Below are 25,214 nucleotides of genomic sequence, written 5' to 3' on the forward strand. Positions count from 1 at the left end.
GCGCGTCAAAGCTCGGACGGCGGAAGTCCAGGTAAGGTGATGACCACTAGAGTGCCTTTATTCTGTTTCTTGTTGGCAGGGCTGAGTATCTCAATATTACCATAGTGTTCTTCGATAATATTGTAGACCAAGGGTAAACCCAGTCCGGTTCCCTTGCCGGGGTCCTTGGTGGTGAAAAACGGTTCAAACAGTCGGTCCTGCAATTCGGCCGGGATGCCGCTGCCTTCGTCAAGCATGCGGATGATGACCTTTTCGTCTTCCCGCTCGGCACTGATACTGATCAGACCCTGCTCCGGCGACGCGTCGCAGGCATTGTTAAGCAGGTTAACGAAAATTTGCAGCAGTTGCTGCAAGTCCCCGACCACCTGCAGCGTCTGAGGCACGTCGTTCTGATAGCGCTGGTGCCGGCCACGGGTGTCGAGGGAGACCAGCTGGATGGCTTCGGCGATACAGGCATGGATATCGACAGGGTCGTGCTGCGTGCTGTGATCCTGGCGGCCTGTATGGGCAAACCGGACCAGCGACTGCACTATGCGGCTGATACGCTTGGTCTGATCCAGGATTTGCTCGCCGGACTCGAGCACCAACGGATTCTCGGTCTCGAATTTCAGGTTCTGTGCCAGGCAGGCGATACCGGTAACCGGGTTGCCGATCTCGTGGGCCACACCTGCGGCGAAGCGCCCGATGGAGGCCAGGCGCTCGTTGTGTGCCAGCTTGTCGGCCAGCATCAGGGTGTCGGACTCGTCTTCCAGCAGTATGACCATGCCTGCGTGGGCTTTTTGCTCATTGAGCTGAGCCTTGTGCAAACTGAACCAGCGCGGCTGCCCCCGCACGACCAGCTTCTGGCTTTCCAGGTGTGACTGATCCCCTTCGGTAAAACGGGTGAAGAGCTCACCCCAGGGGGCCGGCAGCGAGGCGGGGCGCCAGGTCAGGACATCGTCGACGGACAGGCCTGTGTAGTGTTCGATTTCCGCGTTCCAGAACAGGATGCGACCATCGCTGTCCAGAGTACAGACGCCCACGGGCAGTTTTTGCAGCGTGAGACGGTGGTAACGCCGCAGCTCGTCGAGTTCGGCTGCAAGGCCCCCCAGGCGCTGATGGTATTGCTCGAGCTGCGATTCCAGCAAATGCACATCGCGGGCCCTGAAACCCTCGATCGGATCCTGCCGATCCAGCGGCTCCAGAATAGTGGCCGCTTCTACCGGCCCGACCAGCCCCGACAGGTGCTGCTCCAGCTGAGTGCGCAGGCGCAGCAGGTCCAACGGCGACAGGACTTCATAGTTGATGCCCAGCTGGGCAATGGCGCTTTGCAGTTCGCGCTGTGCCGTTTCGACGCCAAAGCGCGGGCGCAGCAGAGCCTCGAAATCTTCCACCCGGGTGGCGTTGAGGCGAATACCCATGGGCTGCTGCATGACATTCAGCATGCAGGCATCGGCGGCCTTGCGCTCTTCTTCGCCGGTGGGGAACAGGCGCGACGCCACCACCAGTACAACGCAGTTGAGCAGCAGGGAAAATACCGCCGACTGGTGCCAGTCATCGGTATTGATGTCGAAGTCCAGCACACTGATATTCTGATCCAGCATCATCGGCAGCAGCATGGTCAGCAGCCAGCAACCGGTGCCGGCACAGAGCCCCAGCACAAAGCCCCAGCGGTTGATGCCGGCCCAGAACAGGGTCGCAAGCAGGCCAGGCAGGAACTGCAGAAAGGAAATAAAGGCGATCAGGCCGAGCAGGTAGAGGGTTTCTGGCCGCGCCAGCTGGGTGTAAAACAGGTAGCTGGCGCTCATCAGCACCAGGATGAGGATGCGCCGCAGCCACAGCAGCCAGTTGTAGAAACGCACATTGTCCGGTACCCGGGTGATGGGGAGCAGCAGGTGGTTCTGCAGCATGGAGGCCATGGACACCGTAGCGACGATAATGACGCCGCTGGCCGCCGACAGGCCGCCGAGAAAGGCCAGCAGAGTCAGGGTGCGAGAGTCCAGCATCACGCCGATATTGAGTACCAGGTACTCAGTGACGTTGGTGGCCTCAAGCTTGATGCCGGCCCAGACAATAATGGGCACCGTTAACGCCATCAGGAACAGGTACAGCGGCATCAGCCAGGAGGCTTTTTGCAGGCTCAGGGCGGAGGAGTTCTCGGTGAACGCCAAATGGAACATGTGCGGCATGACGATGGTGGTGGCGAAAAACGCCAGTAGCAGAGTGTTCCAGTTCTCGCTCTCCGGGATGTGCTGAATGCGCTGCAGCGCGGCGGGATTTTCAGCCAGCCACTGCTCCAGCCCGCTGGGGCCGCCGAAAATGCTAAACAGGGCGTAACCGGCAATGGTCAGCAGTGCCACGAGCTTGACCAGGGACTCCACCGCCATGGCGACCACCAGGCCGTTATTGCGGTTGCGCAGAGAGGCATGGCGGGCGCCGAACAGGATTGCGAACAGCGCCATAACGGCGCAAAAGGTCGCGGCGATAAGGTCGCGCGGGGCATCATTGTTAAGCAGGTAGAGTGAATCGGCCACCGCCTGAATCTGGATCGCAATCAGCGGCAGGGTGGCGGCGACAACCAGCAAGGACGTAAGGGTGCCGACCGGCCCGCTGCGAAAGCGAAACGAAAACAGGTCGGCCAGCGAGCTGAGCTGGTGGGTGCGGGCAATACGCAGTATCGGCACCATGATGGCCGGTGCCAATACAAAGGCCAGGGTCGCGCCCAGGTAGGAGGTCAGGTAGGTGATGCCGGCATCCTGCACAATGCCGAAGATGCCATAGTAGGTCCAGACACTGGCATAGATGCCCAGCGAGAGCGCGTGTACCAGTGGGTGGCGCACGAGGCGCCGAGGCAGTTTTCCCTGCTCGGTCAGGTAGGCGGCGCCAAACAGCAGCAAAAGGTAACTGACGCCGGCAATGAACAGAGCGTGAATGCTAAACATCCTGATGACCCCGTCGCATGTCTATGAGCCAGCTCAGGGCGATCAGCACCAGCCAGATAATAAAGGGCCTGTACCAGTGGGAGTCGGCCTGCAGCCACCAGTCGAGCAGCAGCGGGCCGGCCAGGTAAAAGCCGATAATCGTTAACAGGGCGGTGCGGTGCAGATACATAGGTCTCCTTCGCCTGCGGACCACGGCAATCCGCGGGTTTTGGGGATGGCATTCATATTCCAGTGTTCCACCGCCCATCGCAACAGTTCGGCGGTAGTGGCATCACGTAGCGCAGTGGCCGGGTGCTGGCCGAGAAACTCAAGTGCGGCGATCAGCGCCGGAACAGGGTTGGCGACATCCAGTGCCGGGGCATGGCTTTGCTTGCTGAGTTTCTGGCCGCTGGCAGTCGTTGCCACTGGAATATGGGCGTAGGCCGGTCGGGTATAGCCCAGATAGCGTTGCAGCTGAATCTGGCAGGGCGTTTCATCGAGCAGATCGCTGCCGCGAACCACGTGGGTGATGGCCTGGGCGGCGTCATCCACAACTACCGCCAGCTGGTAGGCAAAAAGCCCATCACGGCGCCGGATCACGAAGTCGCCGTGGTCCTCAGTCAGGTTGTAAAGGTGCAAGCCCTGAACAGCATCCGGCACTTCAATACCACCGGCTTTACAGCGCGTGCGCATGGCGCAGGTCATGGCCGCGGGCGGGCGCTGGGAAAGACAGTGGCCATCGTAACGGCTGGTGCCGGTGCGGCTGAAAATCTGTTTGCGCGAGCAGCCACAGCGATAGGCCTGCTGGTTCTGTTCCAGCTGAGCAATGGCGTGGCGATAGTGTGCGCTGCGCTGACTTTGGTACAGCACATCGCCGTCCCAGTCGAAACCGAAGGCTTCCAGGGTCGATAGAATCAGGGCGCTGGCGCCAGGTTGTTCGCGGGGAGGGTCCAGGTCTTCGATACGGACATGCCACAGGCCCTGATGGGCACGGGCATCTGCATAACTGGCAAGGGCTGCCAGCAGTGAGCCGAAGTGAAGTGGGCCTGTGGGGGATGGAGCGAAACGTCCGATATAGCGCAAGGGTCAGGGTCCTACGCCGTTTCCGGCCGCCGCAGCGGCCGGTTCAGGAGGGGTCAGCCGCCGAGCTGCCTTTCCTTGATTTCTGCCAGCGTTTTGCAGTCGATGCAAAGCGTTGCGGTGGGACGTGCCTCAAGGCGACGGATACCGATTTCGATACCGCAGGCATCGCAGAAGCCGTATTCATCATCGTCAATGCGTTCGACGGCTTCGTCAATCTTGCGGATCAGCTTGCGCTCGCGGTCACGGGTACGCAGTTCGAGGCTGAATTCCTCTTCCTGGCTGGCGCGGTCGCTGGGATCGGCAAAGTTGGATGCTTCTTCCTGCAGATGATGGATAGTGCTGTCGACTTCCTCCATCAGCTGCCGTTTCCAGGCATTCAGAATCTGTCGAAAATGCTCGCGATGAGCATCGCACATATAGTCTTCGCCCGTACCGAGATCGTAGGGCTTAAAGTGCGTAAACTGAGAATCATTAGTTGGCATAGTCTTGCCTCACGTCTCCGAGTCCTCCGAACTGCATCAGTCCGGTTCGGTTATCCCTTCTGCCTAAAGCCGTGCAAGCGCCGGCACTGGAAGGCGACGAAGTTACCAGAACCCTTTTCAATAGGCTAGCCTTTATAACCAAATTCGCCAGTGCAGTCGCGCTAGCCCCACAGGGCGCTCAGGGCGGTATAATCCCGTGCTTTTAGGCCGAGGAGCGGACGCCGATGGCAGCGCGCTGGAGTGATCGGGTGGGTGATATCGAGTCCTTCAAGGTGATGGATTTGCTGAAGCGGGCCCGCGAGCTGGAAGCCCTGGGGCATGATGTGGTGCATATGGAGGTAGGGGAACCTGACTTCCCGACCGCCGCACCTATCGCCGAGGCGGCCCGGGCGGCGATTGCGCAGGGCCATACCCAGTACACGCCCGCGACGGGTATTCCTGAGCTGCGTGAGGCCATAGCCGGCTTTTATCAGCAGCGCTACGGCCTGGAGATCGCGCCGAGGCGGATTATTGTGACCGCAGGAGCCTCGGGTGCTCTGCTGATGGTGTTTGCGCTGCTGGCGAATCCTGGCCAGACATTCATGATGAGTGACCCAGGTTACCCCTGTAACCGGCAGTTTCTGCGCCTGATCGAGGCCCGTGCTCAGTTGATTCCGGTGGATGCCGAATGCAACTTCCAGCTGACGCCTGCGCAGGTCAGGGAGCATTGGCACAGTGCTACCGCCGGCGTACTGCTGGCATCGCCGGCCAATCCGACGGGCTCCGTGCTGAATGCCTCCGAGCTGGCGGCACTGGCCGAGGCGGTGCGACTGCAGGCTGGTCATCTGGTGGTGGATGAGCTGTACCAGGGTCTGACCTATGGTTTCGATGCGCCGACCATCTTGCAGGTGGAGCCGGATGCGTTCGTGATTAACAGCTTCTCGAAATACTTCGGCATGACCGGTTGGCGACTCGGCTGGATCGTTGCGCCGGAGCAGGCGGTGCCGGAGCTGGAGAAGCTGGCGCAAAACCTCTACATATCGCCCCCGACGGTATCGCAGTATGCTGCACTGGCGGCCTTCACGCCCGAAACCCGGGCTATTCTGGAGGCCCGCCGGCATGAATTTGGCGCCCGGCGTGATCGTCTGGTCAGCGGCCTGCGCGAGCTGGGTCTGGGTGTGCCGGTGGCGCCCGAGGGGGCTTTCTATGTGTACGCCGATGTGAGTCAGCTGACCGACAATGCGTTCGAGTTTTGCTGGGACCTGCTGGAATCCGAGTATCTGGCTGTGACGCCGGGGCTGGATTTCGGTCAGCACCGGGCCAATGAATTTATCCGCTTTTCCTATACCACCAGCCTTGAACGCATTGAACTCGGGCTGGAGCGTCTGCGTCGGCGGCTGGCCCGCTGATGCAGCTGAGCAACCTGATAGAAGGGCGTCTGCTGCGGCGTTACAAGCGCTTTCTGGCCGACGTCGAGCTGCCGGATGGGCGCTGCGTCACGGTGCACTGTCCCAACACCGGTTCCATGCGTAACTGTGCCGAGCCTGGCAGCCGGGTCTGGCTGCTGGACTCCGGCAATCCGAAGCGCAAATATCCGCTTGGCTGGGAGCTGGTGGAGGTTGACGGGCGTCATCTGGCCTCGATCAATACCGGGCGCGCCAATGCGCTGGTACGCGAAGCCATAGAGCAGGGACGGATTGCAGAGCTGGCAGGCTATCGCAGCATTCGCCAGGAGGTGCCCTACGGCGAAGAGCGCAGCCGCATTGATCTGGTGCTCAGTGAGGGCAGCGCGGCCGATGCCTGGATTGAGGTCAAGAACGTGACCCTGCTCGAAGCGGACGGCTGGGGCAGCTTTCCCGATGCGGTGACGCTGCGCGGGCAAAAGCATCTGCGTGAGCTGATGCTGCTGGCCCGCCAGGGTCTGCGGGCGGTATTGCTCTTCTGTGTGCCCCACGGCGGCATCGAGCGGGTACGGCCTGCCGATGCCATAGACCCGGCCTATGGGCGGCTGTTGCGTGAGGCACAGGACAAGGGCGTGGAATTGCTGGCCTGGGGTGCGACGCCGACACCCGAGGAACTGGTGCTGAGTCGCCGGCTTGAGATAGTGCTCTAAGCTAAGGCCGGGGTTTATAGGGCGTCAGCTCAGTATGATCTGACCGTCGATTTCGCTGAATGCCACCTGGGTGAGCGCCTGGCCATTGCAGGGGCCGGCGATACATTCGCCGGTGTCGATCTTGAACAGGGCGCCGTGGGTGGCACACTGGATAAAGTTGCCTTCAAAGTCGAAAAACTGGTCGGGCTGCCATTCGAGCTCGACACCCCGGTGGGGGCAGCGATTCTCGTAGACGAAGAAGCCGCCGTTATGGTGTACGGCGACCAGTGCGCGGCCGTCCAGGGTAAAACCGCGGGCACTCTGGGCCGGAATCTCGCTGGTGTTGCAAAGGACAGTCATATCAAATCCAAAATGAACGGGGATAACGCAGACTTGAGGTCTCTTCACCCACAGCGGGGCAGTCGGCCTCTATAATGCGTGTCCACGAATGCTAAGAGAGCCGGAACCTGCGTGCAAGGCCCTATAACCCGCAAAACCCTGCGTCCCTTGCTGCTGATGCTGTTGCTATCGGGCGGCGTGCACCTGGTGCTGGCCGCATCCTGGCTGGCGTCGGGTGGCGGCCTCAGTGCGGCTGCAACTGCGGGTCGCACTGCCGGGGAGTCGCATATTCATATACAGATGGCGGCGCCAGCCCCGGACGCTTCTGTTGTGCCTGTCGTGCGGGAAACGGCGGCGGCCCCCGTGCCTGAACATCTGCCGCAACCAGCGCCAAAGGCAGAGCCGGAACCCCCGCCTGCCAGAGCGTCTGAACGACTTGCCAGCCCCGCGGCCCCTGTCAAAAATACTGCACAGCCACAGCCACAGCCACAGCCACAGCCACAGCCACAGCCACAGCCACAGCCACCCGATCCCGAACGCCAGGCCGAGCCTGAGCCCGAGCCGGATCCGTTTCCCGATCCTGTGCCTGCACCGATAGCAGATTCAATGGTGGCTGATGCTGGTGCGGCCGCTGCTGCTTCGGCGTCCGTTGTGGCGGCAGCGCAGGCAGGCGTGCAGCAGGCCGATGGACCAATCGAGCAGCAACAGGCCGCCTGGCGTAGCCCGCCCCGGCCGCCGGAGTATCCGCCGCTGGCACGACGTCGCGACCAGGAGGGGGAGGTGCTGCTGCGATTGGATCTCGATACCCAGGGGCGCGTAACGGCGGCGCAGGTGCTGCAGTCGTCCGGTTATCCACTACTGGACCGGGCCGCACAGGCAGCAGGCTCGCGCTGGCACCTGCTGCCGGCACGAATCAATGGCGTCGCGGTGACCTCCTATGTGAGAATCCCGGTTCAATTTCGGCTGGACCAGTGACCCTGACTCAATGATATCGAGCATATGCATGTCCGCGCGCCGGCTGGGTCTGCTGTTATGGCTGCTGTTGTTGCCCGTGGTACTGACTTCCCTCTGGGTAGGCCCTGTCTCGCTGTCGTCCGACGCCCTGTTGCAGCCGGGCTCGCGGGACTGGCTGATTCTGTTTGAGCTGCGGCTGCCGCGATTGGTGATGTCGCTGGCGGCAGGCGCCATTCTTGCCATTACAGGCGCGTCCATTCAGGCGCTGTTTCGTAACTCACTGGCGGACCCCGGTCTCATTGGCATCAGTGCAGGTGCTGCGCTGGCGGCGGTGGCGGTGCTGGTCTTCGGCGGTGCCTGGCTGCTGGGCCCCTTTGGCCCTGTGCTGGTGCCTTTGGCGGCATTCGCTGGCGGCCTGCTGGTGACGGCACTGGTATTGCACATAGCGCGCACGCCACGGGGTGTCTCGGTGACCACCATGCTGCTGGCGGGGATTGCGCTGAACAGCATTGCGGCGGCGGCCATTGGTGTCATGAAGTATTTCAGTGACGAACTCTCGTTGCGTCAGGTGACCTTCTGGCTGCTGGGGAACCTGCACAGCACTGACTGGAGCAGTGCCCTGTTGCTGCTGGTTATCGGCGGGCCTGTGTTGCTGCTGTTACTGCGCGAGGGGCAGCAACTCAATCTGCTGCTGCTGGGGGAATCTCAGGCCCGTTTGCTCGGCGTTGTCACGTCACGCCTGCGTCGCCGGCTGGTGTTGCTGGTGGCACTGGGCGTCGGCACTGTGGTGTCCCTCGGCGGTCTGATTGGCTTTATCGGCCTGGTGGTGCCGCATCTGGTGCGGTTGCTGTGCGGGCCGGATAATCGCGCCTTGCTGCCGCTATCGGCGCTGCTCGGCGCACTGTTGCTGACGCTGGCCGATATTCTGGCGCGGCTGCTGGTCAGCCCGGCCGAGCTGCCCATTGGCATAGTCACGGCACTGATTGGCGGGCCTTTCTTCCTGTTCATGATTCTGTATCGGCAACGGGGGCGCGCATGACACTGCAGGCCAGTGCCTTGACCGTGCGGCGTAGTGGGCGACTCCTGCTGGACGCGGTCGATGTCACCCTGGCGGCGGGTTCACTGACGGTTGTGCTGGGGCCCAATGGCGCGGGCAAGTCGACATTGCTGCATGTGCTGGCGGGGCTGGAGCGACCGGATGCAGGCAGCGTGTGGCTGGGCAACCAACCGCTGCTTTCGATCGCTGCACTCGAGCGTGCCCGCAGGCTCGCGGTCATGACCCAGGATCAGCCGCTGGATTTTGCCTTTAATGTTGAGGAAGTAGTGTTGCTGGGCGCCTATCCACTGGGGTTGGGGCGGGCCGAAGAGCGGGCGCACTGCCACCATGGGCTGCAACGGCTGGAATTACAGGCGCTGGCACCGCGCAACTATCTGAGCCTGTCCGGTGGTGAGCAACAGCGGGTACAGCTGGCACGTGTGCTGGCGCAGTGCGGTGAAGAAACGGCGGTGCTGTTGCTGGATGAACCGGTCAGCGCAATGGATTTGAGGCATCAGCATCTGTGCCTGCGCCAGTTGCGGATTTTGGCGGATGCCGGGGCGGCGGTGCTGGTGATTCTGCATGATCTGGCGCTGGCGGCGCGCTATGCCGACCGGGTGCTGCTGCTCAAACAGGGCCAGGTGCTGGCGCAGGGAGCCATGCTGGATACCATGACGCCGTCCTGTCTGAGCACGCTCTTCGACGTCCGTGTCGAGGTCGCTCTGGTAGAGGGTGTGCCACGCTTCAGTTCGTCACTCGCCGATGACACCGTCCTGTCTTAGTCGGTCGGTGAGCCGAAACAGGGCTTCGTCATCGTCGGTATAGACGGCCACGGTACGTTCCAGTTCGTCGTCCTGCAGTGGGTGCTGCATCTTCTTTTGCTGGTGCATGACGCTCACATCGGCATCGGATGCATCCACTCCTTTGGCTTTTCTTCGCTTGAGACGGGCTTCGATCAGCTTCTGTTCACAATGACAGCTGATAATACGGAAGGGTATATCCAGCGATGCGGCCAGTTCAGCGTAACTGATGCGTGGGCGCTGACGGATGAAAGTGGCATCGACCACCACCGAATAGCCGGCGCGCAGCATTTCGCGCGTGGTATCGAACAGCTGGTGGTAGGTGCGAAGGTTCATTTCCTGACCGTACAGGTCGAGCTTGCCGCCCTTGAGGCTGAGCTCGCGATACAGGCGCTTGCGCTCGATATCGGAGCGGATGCGGATGGCATCAATGCGCTCCACCAGCTGGCCGCTGATATAGCTCTTGCCGCTGCCGGACAGCCCGTGCATCAGCAGCAGTGCAGGCTTTGGAGTACGCGCATAGTGCTGCGCCAGCTTGAGGTAGCGGCGGAAGGTTTCGAGGTCCGGATGTTCGCCCAGCATCGCCACCTTGGCCCGCACCATGGCGCGGTAGGCCTTGTAGAAGTTGAGCAGCTTGAGGCTCTTGTAGTCGCCGGTGAGCTCCAGGTAGCGGTTCAGCAGGCGGTGGGCCCAGCGGAACTGGCCATTGGCTTCCAGATCCATCAGCAGGAAAGCCAGGTCGCAAATGGTGTCGATCCAGCGGAACTGCAGATTGAATTCGATACAGTCGAAGAGCCGCAGTTCGTTGCCGTACAGCGTAATGTTGGCCAGATGCAGGTCGCCGTGGCATTCACAGACATGGCCTTCGGCCTTGCGCCGGCGCAGGACGTCGGTTAGCTCGCGGAACTGCTGCGATGTCTGCTGCGACAGCTTCTGTACCGCGGACCAGTCGGCGGGATCTTCCAGCACATCACGCAGGTGCAGGAAGTTGTCCGAAACCAGCTCCCAGATATTTTCCGGCTCGCCCCAGGGGCTGTCGGAGGCCACCATAGGTACCGATGAGTGGAAGTGGGCAATCTGGGTGGCCAGGGCATCGATCCAGTCGGGTTCGAAGCGTTTTTGCTGCAGCAGCAGATCGAGCCGCAGGTTGGTATCGAACTGATGCATGCGCACGGCGTATTCGAAAGCGTCATCTTCGCCGTTGATACTGGGCTGCTGCGGCGTACCTGTGATGGCGACAACCTCCAGATAGAGGTCCGGTGCCTGGCGTCGATTCAGACGCAGCTCTTCCTCGCAGAAATGCTGTCTTTTCTGCAGGCTGGTGAAATCGAGAAAACCAAAGTCGACCGGCTTCTTCACCTTGTAGGCGTAGTCGCCGGTGAGCAGAAGCCAGGAGATGTGCGTCTCGATGACGCGAATGTCCTTTGTCGGATGCGGGTAGGCCGCAGGATCACAAAGTGATTGAATAAATTCAGGAAACATAGAATCCCGGTATCGCGCAATTAGGTAAGGAATTATACTGAGCCGATGACAAAAAAGAGAGCCTCCGCTGCTAAACCCTCCCGTTCCGATGCCAGGCGCAAGCCTGTTCGCAAGCGTCCACGGGGACGTTTTTGGCCTTCCCTGTTCAAATTCCTTTTCAAACTGACACTCGTGATAAGTGTCTTTGTTGCCATCGGCATGGCCTATCTGGACATGCAGGTGCGCAGCAAGTTTGAAGGTAAACGCTGGGCATTACCAGCCAAGGTATACGCTCGTCCGCTGGAATTGTATCCCGGACAGCCTCTGGCGATGAACGATCTCAAGGCGGAACTGAACAGTCTGGGCTACCGCTTTGTGCGCAGCGCCAGTGCGCCAGGTCTGGCCGAATGGGCCAGCACCCGCGCCCGGGTGCATACCCGCGGCTTTACCTTCCCCGACGGCTACGAGCCTTCGCGACAGCTGTTGCTGGACTTCAGCGGGGATAACCTGAGTCGCATTCGCGACGAAGAAGGTCGCACTCTGCCGCTGGCACGGCTGGAACCCTTGCTGGTGGGCGGCATTTATCCCAACAGCAATGAAGACCGCGATCTGATCCGGCTGCAGGATGCTCCGCCCTACCTGGCCGAGGCACTGATCGGCATCGAGGATCGCAGCTTTTACGATCACCACGGTATCTCGTTCAAGGGTATTGCCCGGGCGATGTGGGTCAACTTCCAGGCCGGGCGTTTCGTCCAGGGCGGCAGTACCCTGACCCAGCAGCTGATCAAGAACTTCTATCTCACGGCGGATCGCACGCTGCTGCGCAAGCTCACCGAAATTCCCATGGCGGTGTTGCTGGAACTGCATTACGGCAAGGACGAGATTCTCGAAGCCTACCTCAACGAAGTCTATCTGGGACAGTCCGGCGCCCGTGCGGTGCACGGTTTCGGGCTGGCCAGCCAGTATTACTTTGGTCGTCCGCTGCAGGAGTTGCAGTTGCATCAGGTGGCGCTGCTGGCGGGCTTGGTAAAAGGACCTTCCTTCTATGATCCGCGCCGCAACCCGCAACGGGCGAAGGAACGTCGCGATCTGGTGCTGTCGGTGCTGGCAGAGCGTAATGTCATCAGCGCGCAGCAGCTGGCCCAGGCGCAGGCTGAAGATCTGGATGTGGTGAAGGAAAAGAACCTGCACAAGGGCGCCTACCCCGCCTATCTGGATCTGGTAAAACGCCAGCTGCGTGAAGACTATCGCGATGAAGACTTGAGCTCCGAGGGGCTGAGGGTGTTCACCAGCATGGACCCGGTCGTGCAGGGTCGCGCCGAAGAGGCGCTGGTGGCGACCATGGCCAAGCTGGAAAAACGCTATGGCAAGAAGGTGGATGGCCTCGAAGGCAGCATGGTGGTGACCGATCCGCAGACCGGCGATGCGCTGGCGCTGGTGGGTGGCCGTGATACCCGTTTTCAGGGCTTTAACCGCGCGCTGGATGCGGTACGCCCCATCGGCTCGCTGGTCAAACCGGCGGTCTATCTGGCAGCGCTGGAGCAGGGTTACACCCTGGCCAGCACCCTGGAAGACAAGGCGCTGCGGGTTAAACTGCCCAATGGTGATCTGTGGGAACCGAACAACTTCGACAAAAAAGCCCACGGACTGGTGCCCCTGCACCGGGCACTGGCGTTGTCGTACAATCTTGCCACCGCCAAACTTGGCATGGATATAGGTGTCGAACGGGTAGTGGACATGCTGCATCGTCTGGGCGTTGAACGTGATCTTAAGGCCTATCCGTCATTGCTGCTGGGTGGCCAGGGCATGTCGCCGTTTGAAGTGGCAGGCATGTATCAGACCATTGCCGCCAATGGCTTCCTGACGCCGCTAAGGGCGATTCGCATGGTGACGGATGCACAGGGTCAGGAGCTTTCACGCTATCCGTTCCAGGTGCGTCAGACGGTGCCGGTGGAGTTGATCCACCTTATTCAGTACGCCATGCAGGAAGTGGCCCGCGAGGGTACGGCACGGTCGGTGTATCAGCAGCTGCCGGCGAACCTGAACGTAGCAGGTAAAACGGGCACATCCAACGATCAGCGTGACAGCTGGTTTGCCGGCTTTACCGGCAACCGCCTGGCGGTGGTCTGGCTGGGCAGGGATGACAACTCGCAGCTGCCGTTGACCGGTTCCAGCGGTGCCCTCCAGGTATGGACGGACTTCATGCGCCGGGAGCAGCCGCAGCCCTATCTGGCACGGATGCCGGATGGCATCGAGTATGTCTGGATAGATGAAGCGACGGGGCTGCGTTCGGATCAGCGTTGCGAAGGCTCGCGACAACTGCCGTTCCTTTACGGCACGGCGCCGCAGCAGGCGGTAAGCTGTGGCTTTAATGATCCGGTCGGAGAATCTCTCGAGTGGTTCAGAAACTGGTTTAGATAGGAAATGACTATGTATCGTTACAGACTACTGTCGCTCGCCGCCGCCCTGCTACTGGCAGGTTGCGCCGGCCCAGGCATCTACCTGCCGCCGGTTGAGGATCGCTCGGCACCGCTGAGCCGTGCGCCCCAGGCGGCGCCGGTGGAGCAGGACACCGGTGTGCGGGTGACGCCGATATACGACGAGCCGGTCGTGCGCCAGCAGCGTCTTGGCAGCGACAGCGGTTTCTCGGTGCAGCCGCTGTATCCATCGGACAGCAATGACCGTGGGTCTGATTATTCGAGCCCTCAGCAGCTCCAGGGCCAGTTGCAGGATAATTATCAGCAGGGCAATCGCCAGTACGGCAGCGGGCAAGGCAGCTCTCAGGGTAACAGCGAAGCGCCTGCAGCGGCCAACGCGGCGGTGGTTGCGCTGCTCGACAGTGCCCGTCAGCAACAGGGAGCAGGCTCGCTGGCCGCGGCCCAGACTAGCCTGGAGCGTGCCCAGCGCATAGCGCCGCGTGATCCGCAGGTGTATTACCAGCTGGCAGACATACAGCGCCAGATGCAGAAGTACAGCGAAGCCGAGCAGCTGGCCCTTCGCGGTGTCGCTTTGGCAGGTGGCCAGCCCGAATCACTGCGCAAACTCTGGTTACTGATCGCGTCAGTGCGCAAGGATACGGGGAACCTGAGCGGCGCGCGCGATGCGCTGGAGCAGGCCAGGCGCTACTAAGAGCCCATCATTCCCAGTCGATCATTATCCGTTATGTTACCTGTGCCGCAGGATCTCAGCGGCGCAGGTGGCTCAGGATATCCAGCGTTGATACCACTCCTGCCAGTTCGCCATCCCGGGTGACGAACACCCGGTGTATGCGGTTGCTGCACATCATGTCTATGGCCTCATCGAGTGATGCGTGCTGATCCAGCGCGATGATATGGGGCGTCATGATTTCACACACCAGATGCTGCCCGTGCTGGTCACCACCTGCCAGCCCCAGCTGTTCCGGCGTCATGCCTTCCAGCCCGCTGTAGTAATACTGCGTCAGGGGATTTTCCTCGATGGAGTGCTGCGCACTGCTGTCAAAGCGCAGGATGTCCGTGAGGCTGACCACACCTTTCAGATTGCCGTGGCTATCGGTGACAGGCGCGCCGCTGATGCGGTGAGTGTTGAAAAATTCGATCAGGCTGTGCAGTGACCAGTGCTCTGACACTTTGAGTACATCGCTGGACATCACTGCGGCAACGGTTACCCTATCTGGCGTATGCATAGTGCGCGATTCCTTTAGGCTTTTTCTGTTTTTTGCCCTGACGGTGGATGCTTGATCTGCTGGCAGTTTAGTCGAGTCTGGGGAAGAGTCTTCGCTGGGCAGGCGCGAGCCCGGTCAGAGCCGGGCAGCGTTTCTTATCGAAAAGGCGAGAAGCCAAGAGGGCTAGAAGATGAGGTGCCGTTGCGGCCTCAGGCCGCTGCCTGAGGTGTGCGACTGAAGCTGTAACCGCACAGAATGATGAAGCCTGCCAGTGCAAGGCGGTAGAGCGCATCCTGCTGAAAGCCCGCCGCCAGGGGGGCAGGCCCAAATGCCAGCAGACCTATGGAGAGCAGCAGCGTACCGGCGAGGCCGAACAGTCGCGTGGCCCCCTGGTAGCCCTTGAGCACGCCCGCCAGCAACGCCAGGCAGGTCAGCAGCGCCAGGCCCTGACTGTAAAGCACTCCTGTATCCGAGCGGCGCACCAGCTCGAACAGCGCAAACAGTCCCAGCAGCCAGCGCCCCCAGGCGGCGCGTGACCACTGCTTGTTCCAGCCGTGGGCTATGGCGACGCTGGCGATCATGGGCAGGCCCGCGTAGTACGCCAGGTTATCCAGCATCAGCTGCAGGGTCTGTTGTTCCGAGCCTGAGCGCGTCAGAACGAGCCGACCCAGCGCCGCCAGTGCCAGCGACAGGGCACCGAGTGCGAACATGTAATGCAGGCTGCGCTGGGCCAGCGACTGCGACTGGCGATACAGCAGGGCGGCAACAGCGAAGCCGCCGAGCAACAAGGCCAGGTTGGCGAACAGACTGCTCATCTCAGAGGCTGGCAAAGACACGGTCGGCGGCGGCCAGTGTGAATTCAATATCCTGCTGGGTGTGCGCGGCCGACATAAAACCGGCTTCAAACGCCGAGGGAGCCAGATACACGCCTTCGGCCAGCATGCCGTGGAAGAAGCGGCCAAATTTGGCGGCGTCGCACTGCATGGTCTGGGCGAAGCTGGTGACTTCTGCCTGCTCGGTAAAGAACAGGCCGAACATGCCCCCGACACGGCTGGTGGTGAAGGGAACGCGGTGCCCCAGGGCGACAGCCTCCAGACCTTCGGTGAGCAGCTCGGTCTTGGCGCTGAGCTGCTCATGGAAACCCGGTACCGAGATTGCATTAAGCATCGCAAGACCGGCGGCCATGGCGAGCGGGTTGCCTGACAGGGTGCCGGCCTGATAGACCGGCCCCAGCGGTGCTATATGGTGCATGATTTCGCGCTTGCCGCCGAAGGCGCCGACCGGCAGGCCGCCACCTATGACCTTGCCCAGGGTGGTGAGATCGGGCTTGACGCCGAAATGCGCCTGAGCGCCGCCGAGAGCGACGCGAAAACCGGTCATGACCTCATCGAATATCAGCACGCTGCCGTGCTGGTCGCAGACCTCGCGCAGGCCTTCGAGGAAGCCCGGCAGCGGCGCAATGCAGTTCATGTTGCCGGCTACCGGCTCGACGATGATGCAGGCGACCTGGTCACCCACGGCCGCGAAGGCTTCGCGCACGCTGTCGATGTCGTTGTAATTCAGCGTGATGGTGTGTTCAGCCAGGGCGGCGGGGACACCCGGGGAGTTGGGCTCACCCAGAGTCAGGGCGCCGGAGCCGGCCTTGACCAGCAGGGAGTCGGAGTGACCGTGGTAGCAGCCCTCGAACTTGACGATCTTGTCCCGCCCGGTGTAGCCGCGGGCGAGACGAATTGCGCTCATGGTCGCTTCGGTACCGGAGCTGACCATGCGCACCATCTCGACGGACGGCATCAGCGCGCAGACCTTGTCGGCCATGTCGATCTCGATCGCCGTGGGGGCGCCAAAGCCGGTGCCGTGATCCAGCGCCGCGCGGATGGCATCGATCACGGCCGGGGCGCGGTGGCCCAGAATCATCGGTCCCCAGGAGCCCACGTAGTCGACGTAGCGCTGGTCATCCTCGTCGAACAGATAGGCGCCGGAGGCGTGCTTGAAAAACAGCGGGGTGCCGCCGACGCCCTTGAACGCGCGAACCGGCGAGTTTACGCCACCGGGGATATGCTGCTGGGCGGCCTGGAACAGGGCTTCGGAACGGGACATAGGCGTAACTCCCTCACTCTAAAATGGTCAATCAGAACTGTTGGCTGAACAGCTGTGCCTGGCGCCGAATGTCGGCTGCGGCAAACAGCGCGTGAATAACGGCCACCATGCTGGCGCCGGCTTCAATTACCTGGCGGGCATTATCCATACTAATGCCGCCAATCGCCACCACGGGCAGACCAAGGTCACGGGCGGCCTGTGGCAGCAGCGACAGCGGGGCGGGACGGGCGTCGGGCTTGGTGCTGGACGCGAAAAAAGCGCCGAAGGCAACGTAGTCGGCTCCTTCGGCACGGGCTTCCAGCGCCAGCGCCAGTGAGTCGTGGCAGGTCACGCCTATAATGGCGTCGGGTCCGAGCTGTGCGCGGGCGGCGGCCACTGAACCGTCGGTTTGGCCCAGATGTACGCCCTGGGCCTTGCAGGCAATCGCCAGCGCCAGGTCGTCGTTGATCAGCAGCGGACGTTCGAATTCGTCACAGAGTTCACGCAGCAGGGTGGCCTGACGCAGGCGTTTCACGCTGTCATCGCTCTTGTCGCGGTACTGCACGATGCTGGCGCCGCCCTCCAGCGCCGTCCGAACCTGGCTGAGCAGGGTCTGATCGTCGGGCATCAGGCTGCTGTCGGTGATGGCGTAAAGGCCGTGGAGCGAGTAGGCGGTCATGGCGTTTCCGTGGTTTGTTGGTGTATCAGCAAATAGTGGGCAGGCGGACTCAGAGCGACTGATGGTGCAGATAGTAGGCTTCTATCTGGGCACGGGTCAGAACGCCGATAATGTCGCCGCGATTACTGCTGACGCAGAGAATATCGGTTTGGCGCTGCTGCATGCAATCGGCGGCTTCCTGGAGCGTGGCGCGAAAGCTGATCAGCACCGGGTCGCGGCGATGCGCCGGCAGCTCCAGCAGGTCTATGTCAGCGTCGGTGTCTGTCTGCTGTAGCCAGAGCATCAGCTCCGAGCGCGGCAGCAGTGCGCGCAGGGCCGAGTCACTGATCAGTATCCAGTCCGAGCTTTGCTCCGACAGAAAAGCCGCGCGGGCCTTGGATTCTCGAGTACCCGCCTGCAGGAAATTCCGTTGCATGAGACTGCCGACGGCGGCCCGGGACAGCGCCTGGGCCAGGGGGGACTGAGTTTGGTCGAGACCCTGGGCACGCAGCAGCGACTGAAAAATAGATGGCAGCTTGAACAGATGCCGCACCGTGAGGTTGCTGATAACGATGGCGAGCATGGCGGGCAGAATGATGTGGGGATTGCCGGTCAGCTCCAGTAAGGCGATCAGGGCGGCAAGCGGTGCATTGAGCACGGCACCCATCATGGCGCCCATGCCGATCATGGCGTAGAGGCCGACCTGGGACAGCATCTGGTCGTTGAATAGCTGGGCCAGTGAGCCGATCAGGGCGCCGGCCAGGGCGCCGATAAAAAAGGTGGGTCCTATGAGCCCGCCGGGGATGCCAAGGCCCAGTATGATCGGCGTCAGCAGCCACTTGGCCAGCAGCAGGCCCGCCAGCCAGAGCAGCGGCTGCTGGCCCAGCAGCGTCTCACTGACTGTGTCATAGCCCACGCCCATGATCTGCGGATACAGCAAAGCAACGCAGCCGGTCAGGACGCCCGCCAGCAATAGCCGCCAATGCAGAGCAGTGGCACTGAATCTTGTTGTGTACAGCATGATGCGGTTGAAACCACCGGCCAGCAGGCCAATCATGAGTCCCAGCAGCATGACCAGCGGAATTTCACTCAGATCGTCAATACTGAACTGGGGGACGCTAAACAGCGGTGTCGAGCCGATACTGGCGCGGATCACCAGATCCGCCGTGACGGCCGCCACCATGATGGGGGTGAATCCCAGTACGGTATACTCCAGCAGCACCACTTCCATGGCGAACACCACGCCTGCCAGCGGTGTATTGAAGGCGGCGGAGATACCCGCCGCGGTGCCGCAGCCGATCAATAGGCGCATGGAGTTGTTGGGCAGGCGCAGCCACTGGCCAATCAGGCTGGCGCCGCCCGCACCCAGATGAATGGCGGGCCCCTCGCGCCCTACCGAGTGCCCACTGAGCAGCGCGACAGTCGCGCTAGCAAACTGGACTAGAAGGTTGGACGCCGGCAGTTGCCCCTGATGGTAGCCCAGGCGCTCTAGCACATGCACGACGCCCACCTTGCGATGCGCCGGTGCCAGGCGCCAGAACAGCAGTATCAGCACCAGACTGCCGGCGACAGGCAGCAGAAAATGCAGCCATGCAGGCAGGTCTTCGAAGTTTTCCGGATTGTGCCCCGGCAGCGAGAAACTTAGCGGAATCTCGACAAGCAGGCGAAATGCCATAATGATGAGTCCCGCGAAGAGTCCGGAGAGGACGCCCAGCAGCAGCATCTGCGGTAGCGAGTCGATATGAGCCAGTCGATCGCGGAAATGCTCCAGCGATAAGAGGTCCTTGCGTATCAATGGGCAGTGTTCCGATAGTTTTTAGGCTGAGTGCTTTGTATGATTAAGGGTAACAGTTTTCGACTCTCAAGAGAGGTGGATGTGATTAAGGTAGGTATCGTAGGCGGCACTGGCTATACCGGTGTAGAGCTGTTGCGGATTCTGGCGAATCATCCCGATGTGAAAGTCGATGTGATCACCTCCCGCTCCGAAGACGGCATCAGGGTGGCGGACATGTTCCCGAACCTGCGGGGGCATTATGACCTCGCCTTTACGGTGCCGGATGTTGATCGTCTGGCGACGTGCGATCTTGTGTTCTTCGCAACGCCCCATGGCGTGGCCATGCGCATGGCGCCTGAGCTGGTGGAGCGCGGCGTGCGCGTCATCGATCTGGGCGCGGACTTCCGAATCAAGGATCTTGACCTGTGGTCGCGCTGGTACGGCATGGAGCACACGGCGGCGGCGCTGGTGGAACAGGCTGTGTATGGCCTGCCCGAAATGAACCGCGAGCAGATTCGCACGGCGCAGATGATCGCCTGTCCTGGTTGTTATCCGACTGCGGCGCAGCTGGGCTTTTTGCCGCTGATCGAGAACGGTTTGGTGGATACGCGCAGGCTGGTGGCCGATTGCAAATCCGGCGTCAGTGGTGCCGGGCGTGGTGCCAGTGTGGGTGCGCTCCTGTGCGAAACCAGCGAGAGCATGAAGGCGTACGGTGTGGCTGGGCATCGGCACCTGCCGGAAATCAAGCAGGGCCTGAGCGCTGCGGCCGGTCGCCCGGTGGGGTTGACCTTCGTACCGCATCTGACGCCGATGATCCGCGGCATCCACGCTACCCTGTACTCTGTACTTAAGGATCCGAACGATGGCCTCCAGGCGCTGTTCGAATCCCGTTATGCCGATGAGCCCTTTGTCGATGTGATGCCGGCGGGCAGCCACCCCGAAACCCGAAGCGTGAAAGGTGCCAACGTCTGCCGTATCAGTGTTTTCCGTCCGCAGGACGATGACACCGTGGTGGTGCTCTCGGTGATTGACAACCTGGTCAAGGGGGCTGCCGGGCAGGCGGTGCAGAACATGAACATCATGTTCGGGCTGGATGAGCGCGCCGGGCTCAACCAGGTTGGTCTGATGCCATAATACTTGACTACTTTAGTTGGGTAAGAAAGAATAGTGGCCTGATTGACGTATAGTTGGAGTAGGTATGACTGAGTCCTTTGAGCAGAGCTCCCCGATGGTCTTCACAGACGCGGCGGCTGCGAAGGTGAGAAGCCTGATAGAGGAGGAAGAAAACACCAATCTCAAGCTCCGGGTTTACATCACTGGAGGAGGTTGTTCCGGCTTTTCCTATGGTTTCACCTTTGATGAAGCGGTAGCTGAAGACGATACCGCCGTGGATAACGACGGGGTCATGATGGTCGTCGACGCCATGAGCTATCAGTACCTGGCGGGCGCCGAGGTTGACTACAAGGTCAGCCTGCAGGGATCCCAGTTCGTTATTAACAACCCCAATGCTGCCACGACCTGTGGCTGTGGATCGTCTTTCTCGATCTGATCTGCAAGACGGACAGCGCTCGCTGTCCGTTTTCTTTACGTGCTAGTACCTGTTCAAACCCAACCACCTGATAGCCGCACCCGAGTTCTGAATTGGGTGTGTTTTGATGTCTGTTCGTTTTTAATCAGGTGACTGTGTCGCCAGAATGGCTGTATTCAGGCGAGATAGGTCAGGGGGAGTTCAAGCAGAGCGGTGTTCAGGGTGGATAGATCCCGCCGAGAATGCGCTCACCCCGGGCGCCCGTTACGCTGGGCATGTTACCGGCAAGGCTATCGAGTCTGCAGCCAGCCAGCCAGGCAAAGGCACAGGCCTCGACCCAGTCTGGAGCCAGACCGAGAGCCGCGGTGGTGGCCAGGGTATAAGGTTTAAGCAGTGTTCGCAGGCGTTTCCTCAGCAGGCTGTTATGGCTGCCGCCGCCACAGAGAAAGACTTCGCAGCCAGTGCTCGCTACTTGCTTGATTTCGTTGCTGATAGTGACCGCAGTCAGTTCCAGCAAGGTGGCCTGAATATTCTCCGGCGCCAGCCTGTCAAAGCCGGTTTCCGCAAGGCGTTGCAGTAGCCAGTCGGGATTAAACTGTTCGCGCCCGGTGCTCTTGGGAGCAGGAGCGCTGAAAAAGGGCAGTTGCAGCAACTGTTGCAGCAGCTCAGGCACAACCGTGCCGGTGGCCGCCCAGGCACCATCGCGGTCGTAGCTCAGGGCCTGGTGGCAATGAATCCAGTAGTCGAGCAATACATTGCCTGGGCCTGTGTCGTAGCCGATGGCCGGTTGCTCGGTGTTGCCAGGCAGCAGGGTGATGTTCGCCATGCCACCGATATTCACAATCACGCGATGAGTGCCGGGTGCGCGAAACAAGGCATCATGAAATGCGGGCACAAGCGGGGCGCCCTGGCCACCTGCCGCCATGTCCCGGCGCCTGAAGTCCGCAACAACACAAAGCCCCGTGCGCTCTGCAATCAGGTTCGGATCGCCAATCTGCAGTGTAAAACCGGCCTCGGGGCGATGACGCACCGTTTGGCCGTGGCTGCCGATGGCGCGAATGCGCTGTCTGTCGAGCTGATGGTGGTCAATCAGGTTGTTGGCGGCAGCGGCGAACAACTCTGCCAGTTCGAGATCCAGGCGGCCGAGACGCTCGATCTCGTCAGGACCCGGATGCATCAGCGCCAGGGTTTGCTGGCGCAGCGGTAGCGGAAAGGGTTCGCTATGGCTGGCCAGCATTTCACAGCCAGAGGCGTCGAACTCAAAGGCGACAGCGTCAACACTATCCAGGCTGGTGCCTGACATGAGTCCGATATAGAGCGGTCGCACGGCACTTACTCGGCGCTGGCGACTTGGGTTTTGGTGTAGGTCTCAAGTTGCGCCATCAATGCCTGAGAGGTGGCCAGGAAGGACGCACGCTCGGCCTTGGGAACCGGGTCTGCATGGGGCAGCTTTACCGTCACCGGGTTCTTGTGAACGCCATTCACCTGGAACTCGTAGTGCAGGTGTGGACCTGTGACCATGCCTGACTGGCCGACGTAGCCAATCAGCTGACCCTGCTTGATACGGCTGCCGACCGACAGGCCTTTCTTGAAGCGGGACATATGTGCATAGAGCGTGTTGATGTTATTGCCGTGCTGCAGAATGATGACGTTGCCATAACCGCCTTTCACGCCCCGGTAGATGATCTTGCCATCACCGGCAGCCTTGATGGGTGTACCTGTGCTGGCAGCGTAGTCGACGCCCTTGTGGGCGCGGATCCTGTTCAGTACTGGGTGGCGGCGGCTCAGGTTGAAGTTTGAGCTGATGCGGGCAAAATCGACAGGGGTACGCAGGAAGGCCTTGCGCATGCTCTCGCCCTTGGGCGTGTAGTAGCTGGTGTTACCCTTGGAGTCGGTGTAGCGAAGCGATGTAAAGGTATCGCCCTGGTTTGTGAACTCGGCTGCGACAATGTCACCGACACCGATGACATTGCCATCGAGTAGTTTCTCTTCATAGATCACGCGAAAGCTATCGCCTTTGCGGATATCAAGCGCGAAATCCACATCCCAGCCGAACAGTGCCGCCATTTCCATAATGGTGTTACTGGGCAGGCCTGCTTTTTCGCCGTCGAGGAAGAGTGAGTTCTCGATGATGCCCTGGGCAAAACGGTGTTCGATCTCGGGTTCCTTTTCGATCACGTCGATGCTGTAGCTTTCGCCGTCCTGTTCGAGCAGTACCTGCTTCAGTGGATTGATCAGGTGTTTGAGTTTCTTCAGTTCGCCATTCTGGATCAGGAAGGACAGGGACTCACCGGGGTAAAGGCGCGACAGGGCCTCGCTATCCTTGGTCGCTGCGCTGACAGCAAAAACGTCACGGGCCGAAAGACCGGCGCGCTTGAACAGGGTGCTGAGGTTGTCGCCGCTGGTAACCTTGTAGTTTACCCAGTTGTCAGCTTTGGGGGCTGCTTCCGGGAGTGCTTCTGTGTCGGCTTTTGAGCTTAATTGTTCGGCTATATCGGTGCTGGTGGCAGGTGCCTGCGCGTTGACGACTTCGTCAGAGACAGTCGTGTCTGTACTCAGGCTCTCTGTCGCGCTTTTTGGGGGGGCCACAGGTGCGGTGTTTTGCGGCGCAGGTGCAGGTGTAGTCGCGGTCGTATCCTTAGCAATATTGAGGTCCAGTTTCAGGGTTTCCTGTTGACTGCTCCTGGTCAGGGAGGGGTCGCCCCGAGTGGCCGAAACCTCCTCGGACGGAACCAGCATCAGGGTGAAACCTATAATGACGGCGCAAACAGAAACCGCGACCAAATGCACGGCGGGGAGACGATTACCTATAACTTTAATGATGTTCAACACAATGCTACCCATATACAGAAAATCCAGCGCTGGTCTATTTAACCGCAAACTTTGATGGATTGCCAAAATAGAATATCGGCTATGACAACAAAACCTTGATAGTGGTTCGTGCCGGTTTGTTTGGATGCAGGCGGGCAGGTAGAATACCGGCCCTAAAGACGGCCGAATCCAGGGTATTCGAAAGCAATGAGCGAAATGACACTGTTACAGGATCTCAAGGCGCGCGGTTTGATCGCGCAGACCACAAGCGAAGAAGAGCTTGATCAGCATCTGAATGAGAACAGTGTCACGCTTTATTGTGGCTTTGATCCCACCGCGGACAGTTTGCATTTGGGTCATCTGGTTCCGCTGCTGATGCTCAAGCGTTTCCAGGACTACGGGCATCGCCCGATAGCGCTGGTCGGTGGTGCAACCGGCATGATCGGTGACCCGAGCTTCAAGGATCAGGAACGCTCCCTTAATACCTCCGATGTAGTGGAGCAGTGGAGCAACTGCCTCAAGTCCCAGATCAGCCGCTTCATCCACTTCGACGACACCGAAGGCGGCGCCATTCTGGCAAACAACTACGACTGGACTGCCAGCATCGATGTACTCAGTTTCCTGCGAGATATTGGCAAGCACTTCACCGTCAACAAGATGATAGCCAAGGAGTCAGTGCGCCAGCGCATTGAGCGGGAAGGCTCGGGTATATCTTTTACCGAGTTCACCTACCAGATTCTGCAATCCTACGACTACCAGTACCTGAACAAGGCCTACGGCTGCAGCTTGCAGATTGGTGGCTCCGATCAGTGGGGCAACATTACCGGTGGCATCGACCTGACGCGTCGCGTCAACGGCACTCATGTCCACGGTCTGACGCTGCCGCTGATCACCAAGGCCGACGGTACCAAGTTTGGCAAAACCGAAGGCGGCGCTGTCTGGCTGGATGCAAACAAGACATCACCCTATGCCTTTTACCAGTTCTGGCTGCAGACACCGGATGCTGACGTCTACCGTTTCCTCAAGTTCTTTACCTTTATGTCCGTGGCCGATATAGACGCGCTTGAACAGCAGGATGCCGTGCGTGAAGGGAAACCTGTGGGGCAATCGGTCCTGGCGCGCGAAGTCACCACGCTGGTGCATGGCGAGGATGGCTATGTCGCGGCCCAGCGTATTACCGAGGCGCTGTTCTCCGGTGACCTGTCTAGCCTTGACGAGGGCGATTACGCTCAGTTGAGTCTCGATGGCTTGCCGTCCTCGGTACTCAGTCCAGAGGGACTGGCCGACACACCGCTTACCACCCTCTTCGCTGATGTGGGTTTGGCGGCATCCGGCAAACAGGTAAAGGATGCGTTGCAGCGCAAGGCCGTGATTGTAAATGGCGAAGAGTTCGGCATGGATGACAACCTTAATGCACCGGGAGTCTTCAATGTTGAGCGTGCTCTGTTCGGGAAGTACTTCCTGGTGAAGTTGGGCAAGAAAAAGCACCACCTGTTTGTTTATGGCTAAATGAAGCTGAAGGCTCGCGCCACACGCAACTAGATGATTCAGGCGCCTTTTGCTTTATGGGGCTTTCAGTCCTGGTTTCCTGGTTCTGT

General features: G+C 60.5%; 23 protein-coding genes. 10 read left to right on the forward strand and 13 right to left on the reverse strand.

Going from position 1 to position 25,214, the window contains the following annotated elements; all coding sequences use genetic code 11:
* Window positions 1-5 precede the first annotated feature (5 nt).
* From MRS74_RS19160 to dksA, 4 genes are read right to left on the reverse strand one after another with little or no spacing between them, the layout of a single operon-like run.
* A complete protein-coding gene (locus MRS74_RS19160; RefSeq protein ID WP_254581884.1) occupies window positions 6-2,921 on the reverse strand; it encodes an ATP-binding protein in 2,916 nt (971 codons plus the stop codon).
* The gene (locus MRS74_RS19165; RefSeq protein WP_254581885.1) at window positions 2,914-3,090 is read right to left on the reverse strand and encodes a hypothetical protein; all 177 of its coding nucleotides are present in this window, start codon (window positions 3,088-3,090) and stop codon (window positions 2,914-2,916) included. Before MRS74_RS19165 ends, MRS74_RS19160 begins: the two co-directional genes overlap by 8 nt.
* On the reverse strand, window positions 3,063-3,983 hold the full coding sequence (gene gluQRS, locus MRS74_RS19170) for a tRNA glutamyl-Q(34) synthetase GluQRS (RefSeq protein ID WP_254581886.1): 921 nt from the start codon (window positions 3,981-3,983) through the stop codon (window positions 3,063-3,065). The genes MRS74_RS19165 and gluQRS overlap by 28 nt, the downstream gene beginning before the upstream one ends.
* Window positions 3,984-4,036: 53 nt before the next feature.
* The gene (gene dksA, locus MRS74_RS19175) at window positions 4,037-4,465 is read right to left on the reverse strand and encodes an RNA polymerase-binding protein DksA (RefSeq protein ID WP_254581887.1); all 429 of its coding nucleotides are present in this window, start codon (window positions 4,463-4,465) and stop codon (window positions 4,037-4,039) included.
* A 224-nt stretch (window positions 4,466-4,689) separates the two neighbouring features.
* Between dksA and MRS74_RS19180 the strand changes: the two genes are divergently transcribed.
* Both MRS74_RS19180 and sfsA read left to right on the forward strand, forming a co-directional pair.
* Window positions 4,690-5,853: a pyridoxal phosphate-dependent aminotransferase gene (locus tag MRS74_RS19180; protein WP_254581888.1), complete on the forward strand. Its 1,164-nt coding sequence runs from the start codon at window positions 4,690-4,692 to the stop codon at window positions 5,851-5,853.
* Window positions 5,853-6,557, forward strand: coding sequence for a DNA/RNA nuclease SfsA (gene sfsA, locus MRS74_RS19185; RefSeq protein WP_254581889.1), 705 nt, complete (start codon window positions 5,853-5,855; stop codon window positions 6,555-6,557). The genes MRS74_RS19180 and sfsA overlap by 1 nt, the downstream gene beginning before the upstream one ends.
* A 24-nt stretch (window positions 6,558-6,581) precedes the next feature.
* Here the strand turns inward: sfsA and MRS74_RS19190 are convergent, their stop codons facing one another.
* Window positions 6,582-6,896, reverse strand: coding sequence for a Rieske (2Fe-2S) protein (locus MRS74_RS19190; protein WP_254581890.1), 315 nt, complete (start codon window positions 6,894-6,896; stop codon window positions 6,582-6,584).
* Between the two features lie 111 nt (window positions 6,897-7,007).
* On the opposite strand from MRS74_RS19190, the gene MRS74_RS24260 reads away from it, so the two are divergent.
* Genes MRS74_RS24260 through MRS74_RS19205 form a run of 3 tightly spaced genes read left to right on the forward strand, consistent with a single transcriptional unit; the run spans window position 7,008 to window position 9,647 of the window.
* Window positions 7,008-7,850, forward strand: a complete 843-nt coding sequence (locus MRS74_RS24260; RefSeq protein ID WP_254581891.1) for an energy transducer TonB — start codon at window positions 7,008-7,010, stop codon at window positions 7,848-7,850.
* A 28-nt stretch (window positions 7,851-7,878) separates the two neighbouring features.
* Window positions 7,879-8,868 carry a FecCD family ABC transporter permease gene (locus MRS74_RS19200; protein WP_254581892.1) on the forward strand — a complete coding sequence of 330 codons (990 nt, stop codon included), beginning with the start codon at window positions 7,879-7,881 and terminating at the stop codon, window positions 8,866-8,868.
* Window positions 8,865-9,647 (forward strand): heme ABC transporter ATP-binding protein, encoded by a 783-nt coding sequence (locus MRS74_RS19205; protein WP_254581893.1) that lies wholly within the window; start codon window positions 8,865-8,867, stop codon window positions 9,645-9,647. The genes MRS74_RS19200 and MRS74_RS19205 overlap by 4 nt, the downstream gene beginning before the upstream one ends.
* Here MRS74_RS19205 and MRS74_RS19210 read toward each other — a convergent pair.
* Window positions 9,618-11,147, reverse strand: a complete 1,530-nt coding sequence (locus MRS74_RS19210) for a bifunctional aminoglycoside phosphotransferase/ATP-binding protein (RefSeq protein ID WP_254581894.1) — start codon at window positions 11,145-11,147, stop codon at window positions 9,618-9,620. The two genes, MRS74_RS19205 and MRS74_RS19210, sit on opposite strands and share 30 nt — an antisense overlap.
* Window positions 11,148-11,192: 45 nt before the next feature.
* On the opposite strand from MRS74_RS19210, the gene mrcB reads away from it, so the two are divergent.
* Together mrcB and MRS74_RS19220 are read left to right on the forward strand one after the other, a co-directional pair.
* Window positions 11,193-13,547, forward strand: a complete 2,355-nt coding sequence (mrcB, locus tag MRS74_RS19215) for a penicillin-binding protein 1B (protein ID WP_256558006.1) — start codon at window positions 11,193-11,195, stop codon at window positions 13,545-13,547.
* A 9-nt stretch (window positions 13,548-13,556) separates the two neighbouring features.
* Window positions 13,557-14,255 carry a tetratricopeptide repeat protein gene (locus MRS74_RS19220; RefSeq protein ID WP_254581896.1) on the forward strand — a complete coding sequence of 233 codons (699 nt, stop codon included), beginning with the start codon at window positions 13,557-13,559 and terminating at the stop codon, window positions 14,253-14,255.
* Window positions 14,256-14,310: 55 nt separating this feature from the next.
* Here MRS74_RS19220 and MRS74_RS19225 read toward each other — a convergent pair whose 3' ends face one another.
* The 5 genes from MRS74_RS19225 to MRS74_RS19245 all read right to left on the reverse strand — a co-directional run bounded on the left by MRS74_RS19225 (window position 14,311) and on the right by MRS74_RS19245 (window position 19,298).
* Window positions 14,311-14,790, reverse strand: coding sequence for a CBS domain-containing protein (locus MRS74_RS19225; RefSeq protein ID WP_254581897.1), 480 nt, complete (start codon window positions 14,788-14,790; stop codon window positions 14,311-14,313).
* A 188-nt stretch (window positions 14,791-14,978) separates the two neighbouring features.
* Window positions 14,979-15,584 carry a hypothetical protein gene (locus tag MRS74_RS19230; RefSeq protein WP_254581898.1) on the reverse strand — a complete coding sequence of 202 codons (606 nt, stop codon included), beginning with the start codon at window positions 15,582-15,584 and terminating at the stop codon, window positions 14,979-14,981.
* A 1-nt stretch (window position 15,585) separates the two neighbouring features.
* On the reverse strand, window positions 15,586-16,866 hold the full coding sequence (hemL, locus tag MRS74_RS19235) for a glutamate-1-semialdehyde 2,1-aminomutase (protein WP_254581899.1): 1,281 nt from the start codon (window positions 16,864-16,866) through the stop codon (window positions 15,586-15,588).
* A 31-nt stretch (window positions 16,867-16,897) separates the two neighbouring features.
* Window positions 16,898-17,524, reverse strand: a complete 627-nt coding sequence (thiE, locus tag MRS74_RS19240; RefSeq protein WP_254581900.1) for a thiamine phosphate synthase — start codon at window positions 17,522-17,524, stop codon at window positions 16,898-16,900.
* Window positions 17,525-17,573: 49 nt separating this feature from the next.
* Window positions 17,574-19,298 carry a chloride channel protein gene (locus tag MRS74_RS19245; RefSeq protein ID WP_254581901.1) on the reverse strand — a complete coding sequence of 575 codons (1,725 nt, stop codon included), beginning with the start codon at window positions 19,296-19,298 and terminating at the stop codon, window positions 17,574-17,576.
* Window positions 19,299-19,379: 81 nt separating this feature from the next.
* Between MRS74_RS19245 and argC the strand changes: the two genes are divergently transcribed.
* Window positions 19,380-20,411: an N-acetyl-gamma-glutamyl-phosphate reductase gene (gene argC, locus MRS74_RS19250; protein WP_254581902.1), complete on the forward strand. Its 1,032-nt coding sequence runs from the start codon at window positions 19,380-19,382 to the stop codon at window positions 20,409-20,411.
* 64 nt (window positions 20,412-20,475) lie between these two features.
* Window positions 20,476-20,826, forward strand: coding sequence for an iron-sulfur cluster insertion protein ErpA (gene erpA, locus MRS74_RS19255; RefSeq protein ID WP_254581903.1), 351 nt, complete (start codon window positions 20,476-20,478; stop codon window positions 20,824-20,826).
* 196 nt (window positions 20,827-21,022) lie between these two features.
* Here the strand turns inward: erpA and MRS74_RS19260 are convergent, their stop codons facing one another.
* Both MRS74_RS19260 and MRS74_RS19265 read right to left on the reverse strand, forming a co-directional pair.
* On the reverse strand, window positions 21,023-22,132 hold the full coding sequence (locus tag MRS74_RS19260) for an anhydro-N-acetylmuramic acid kinase (protein WP_254581904.1): 1,110 nt from the start codon (window positions 22,130-22,132) through the stop codon (window positions 21,023-21,025).
* A 5-nt stretch (window positions 22,133-22,137) separates the two neighbouring features.
* Window positions 22,138-23,544 carry an OapA family protein gene (locus MRS74_RS19265; protein ID WP_254581905.1) on the reverse strand — a complete coding sequence of 469 codons (1,407 nt, stop codon included), beginning with the start codon at window positions 23,542-23,544 and terminating at the stop codon, window positions 22,138-22,140.
* Window positions 23,545-23,823: 279 nt separating this feature from the next.
* On the opposite strand from MRS74_RS19265, the gene tyrS reads away from it, so the two are divergent.
* A complete protein-coding gene (tyrS, locus tag MRS74_RS19270) occupies window positions 23,824-25,125 on the forward strand; it encodes a tyrosine--tRNA ligase (protein ID WP_306422014.1) in 1,302 nt (433 codons plus the stop codon).
* Window positions 25,126-25,214: the final 89 nt, after the last annotated feature.

This window comes from Marinobacterium sedimentorum (assembly GCF_024267675.1).
Lineage (GTDB): Bacteria > Pseudomonadota > Gammaproteobacteria > Pseudomonadales > Balneatricaceae > Marinobacterium_A > Marinobacterium_A sedimentorum.

Bases quoted from the DNA above. Each gene is read 5' to 3' on its own strand.
- dksA (WP_254581887.1), bottom strand. From the start codon at position 4,465: ATGCCAACTAATGATTCTCAGTTTACGCACTTTAAGCCCTACGATCTC.
- MRS74_RS19160 (WP_254581884.1), bottom strand. From the start codon at position 2,921: ATGTTTAGCATTCACGCTCTGTTCATTGCCGGCGTCAGTTACCTTTTG.
- erpA (WP_254581903.1), top strand. From the start codon at position 20,476: ATGACTGAGTCCTTTGAGCAGAGCTCCCCGATGGTCTTCACAGACGCG.
- MRS74_RS19205 (WP_254581893.1), top strand. From the start codon at position 8,865: ATGACACTGCAGGCCAGTGCCTTGACCGTGCGGCGTAGTGGGCGACTC.
- thiE (WP_254581900.1), bottom strand. From the start codon at position 17,524: ATGACCGCCTACTCGCTCCACGGCCTTTACGCCATCACCGACAGCAGC.
- MRS74_RS19225 (WP_254581897.1), bottom strand. From the start codon at position 14,790: ATGCATACGCCAGATAGGGTAACCGTTGCCGCAGTGATGTCCAGCGAT.
- mrcB (WP_256558006.1), top strand. From the start codon at position 11,193: ATGACAAAAAAGAGAGCCTCCGCTGCTAAACCCTCCCGTTCCGATGCC.
- MRS74_RS19165 (WP_254581885.1), bottom strand. From the start codon at position 3,090: ATGTATCTGCACCGCACCGCCCTGTTAACGATTATCGGCTTTTACCTG.
- tyrS (WP_306422014.1), top strand. From the start codon at position 23,824: ATGAGCGAAATGACACTGTTACAGGATCTCAAGGCGCGCGGTTTGATC.
- MRS74_RS19220 (WP_254581896.1), top strand. From the start codon at position 13,557: ATGTATCGTTACAGACTACTGTCGCTCGCCGCCGCCCTGCTACTGGCA.
- MRS74_RS19230 (WP_254581898.1), bottom strand. From the start codon at position 15,584: ATGAGCAGTCTGTTCGCCAACCTGGCCTTGTTGCTCGGCGGCTTCGCT.
- hemL (WP_254581899.1), bottom strand. From the start codon at position 16,866: ATGTCCCGTTCCGAAGCCCTGTTCCAGGCCGCCCAGCAGCATATCCCC.
- MRS74_RS19210 (WP_254581894.1), bottom strand. From the start codon at position 11,147: ATGTTTCCTGAATTTATTCAATCACTTTGTGATCCTGCGGCCTACCCG.
- MRS74_RS19180 (WP_254581888.1), top strand. From the start codon at position 4,690: ATGGCAGCGCGCTGGAGTGATCGGGTGGGTGATATCGAGTCCTTCAAG.
- MRS74_RS19265 (WP_254581905.1), bottom strand. From the start codon at position 23,544: ATGCTGGTTCCGTCCGAGGAGGTTTCGGCCACTCGGGGCGACCCCTCC.
- MRS74_RS19200 (WP_254581892.1), top strand. From the start codon at position 7,879: ATGTCCGCGCGCCGGCTGGGTCTGCTGTTATGGCTGCTGTTGTTGCCC.
- sfsA (WP_254581889.1), top strand. From the start codon at position 5,853: ATGCAGCTGAGCAACCTGATAGAAGGGCGTCTGCTGCGGCGTTACAAG.
- MRS74_RS19190 (WP_254581890.1), bottom strand. From the start codon at position 6,896: ATGACTGTCCTTTGCAACACCAGCGAGATTCCGGCCCAGAGTGCCCGC.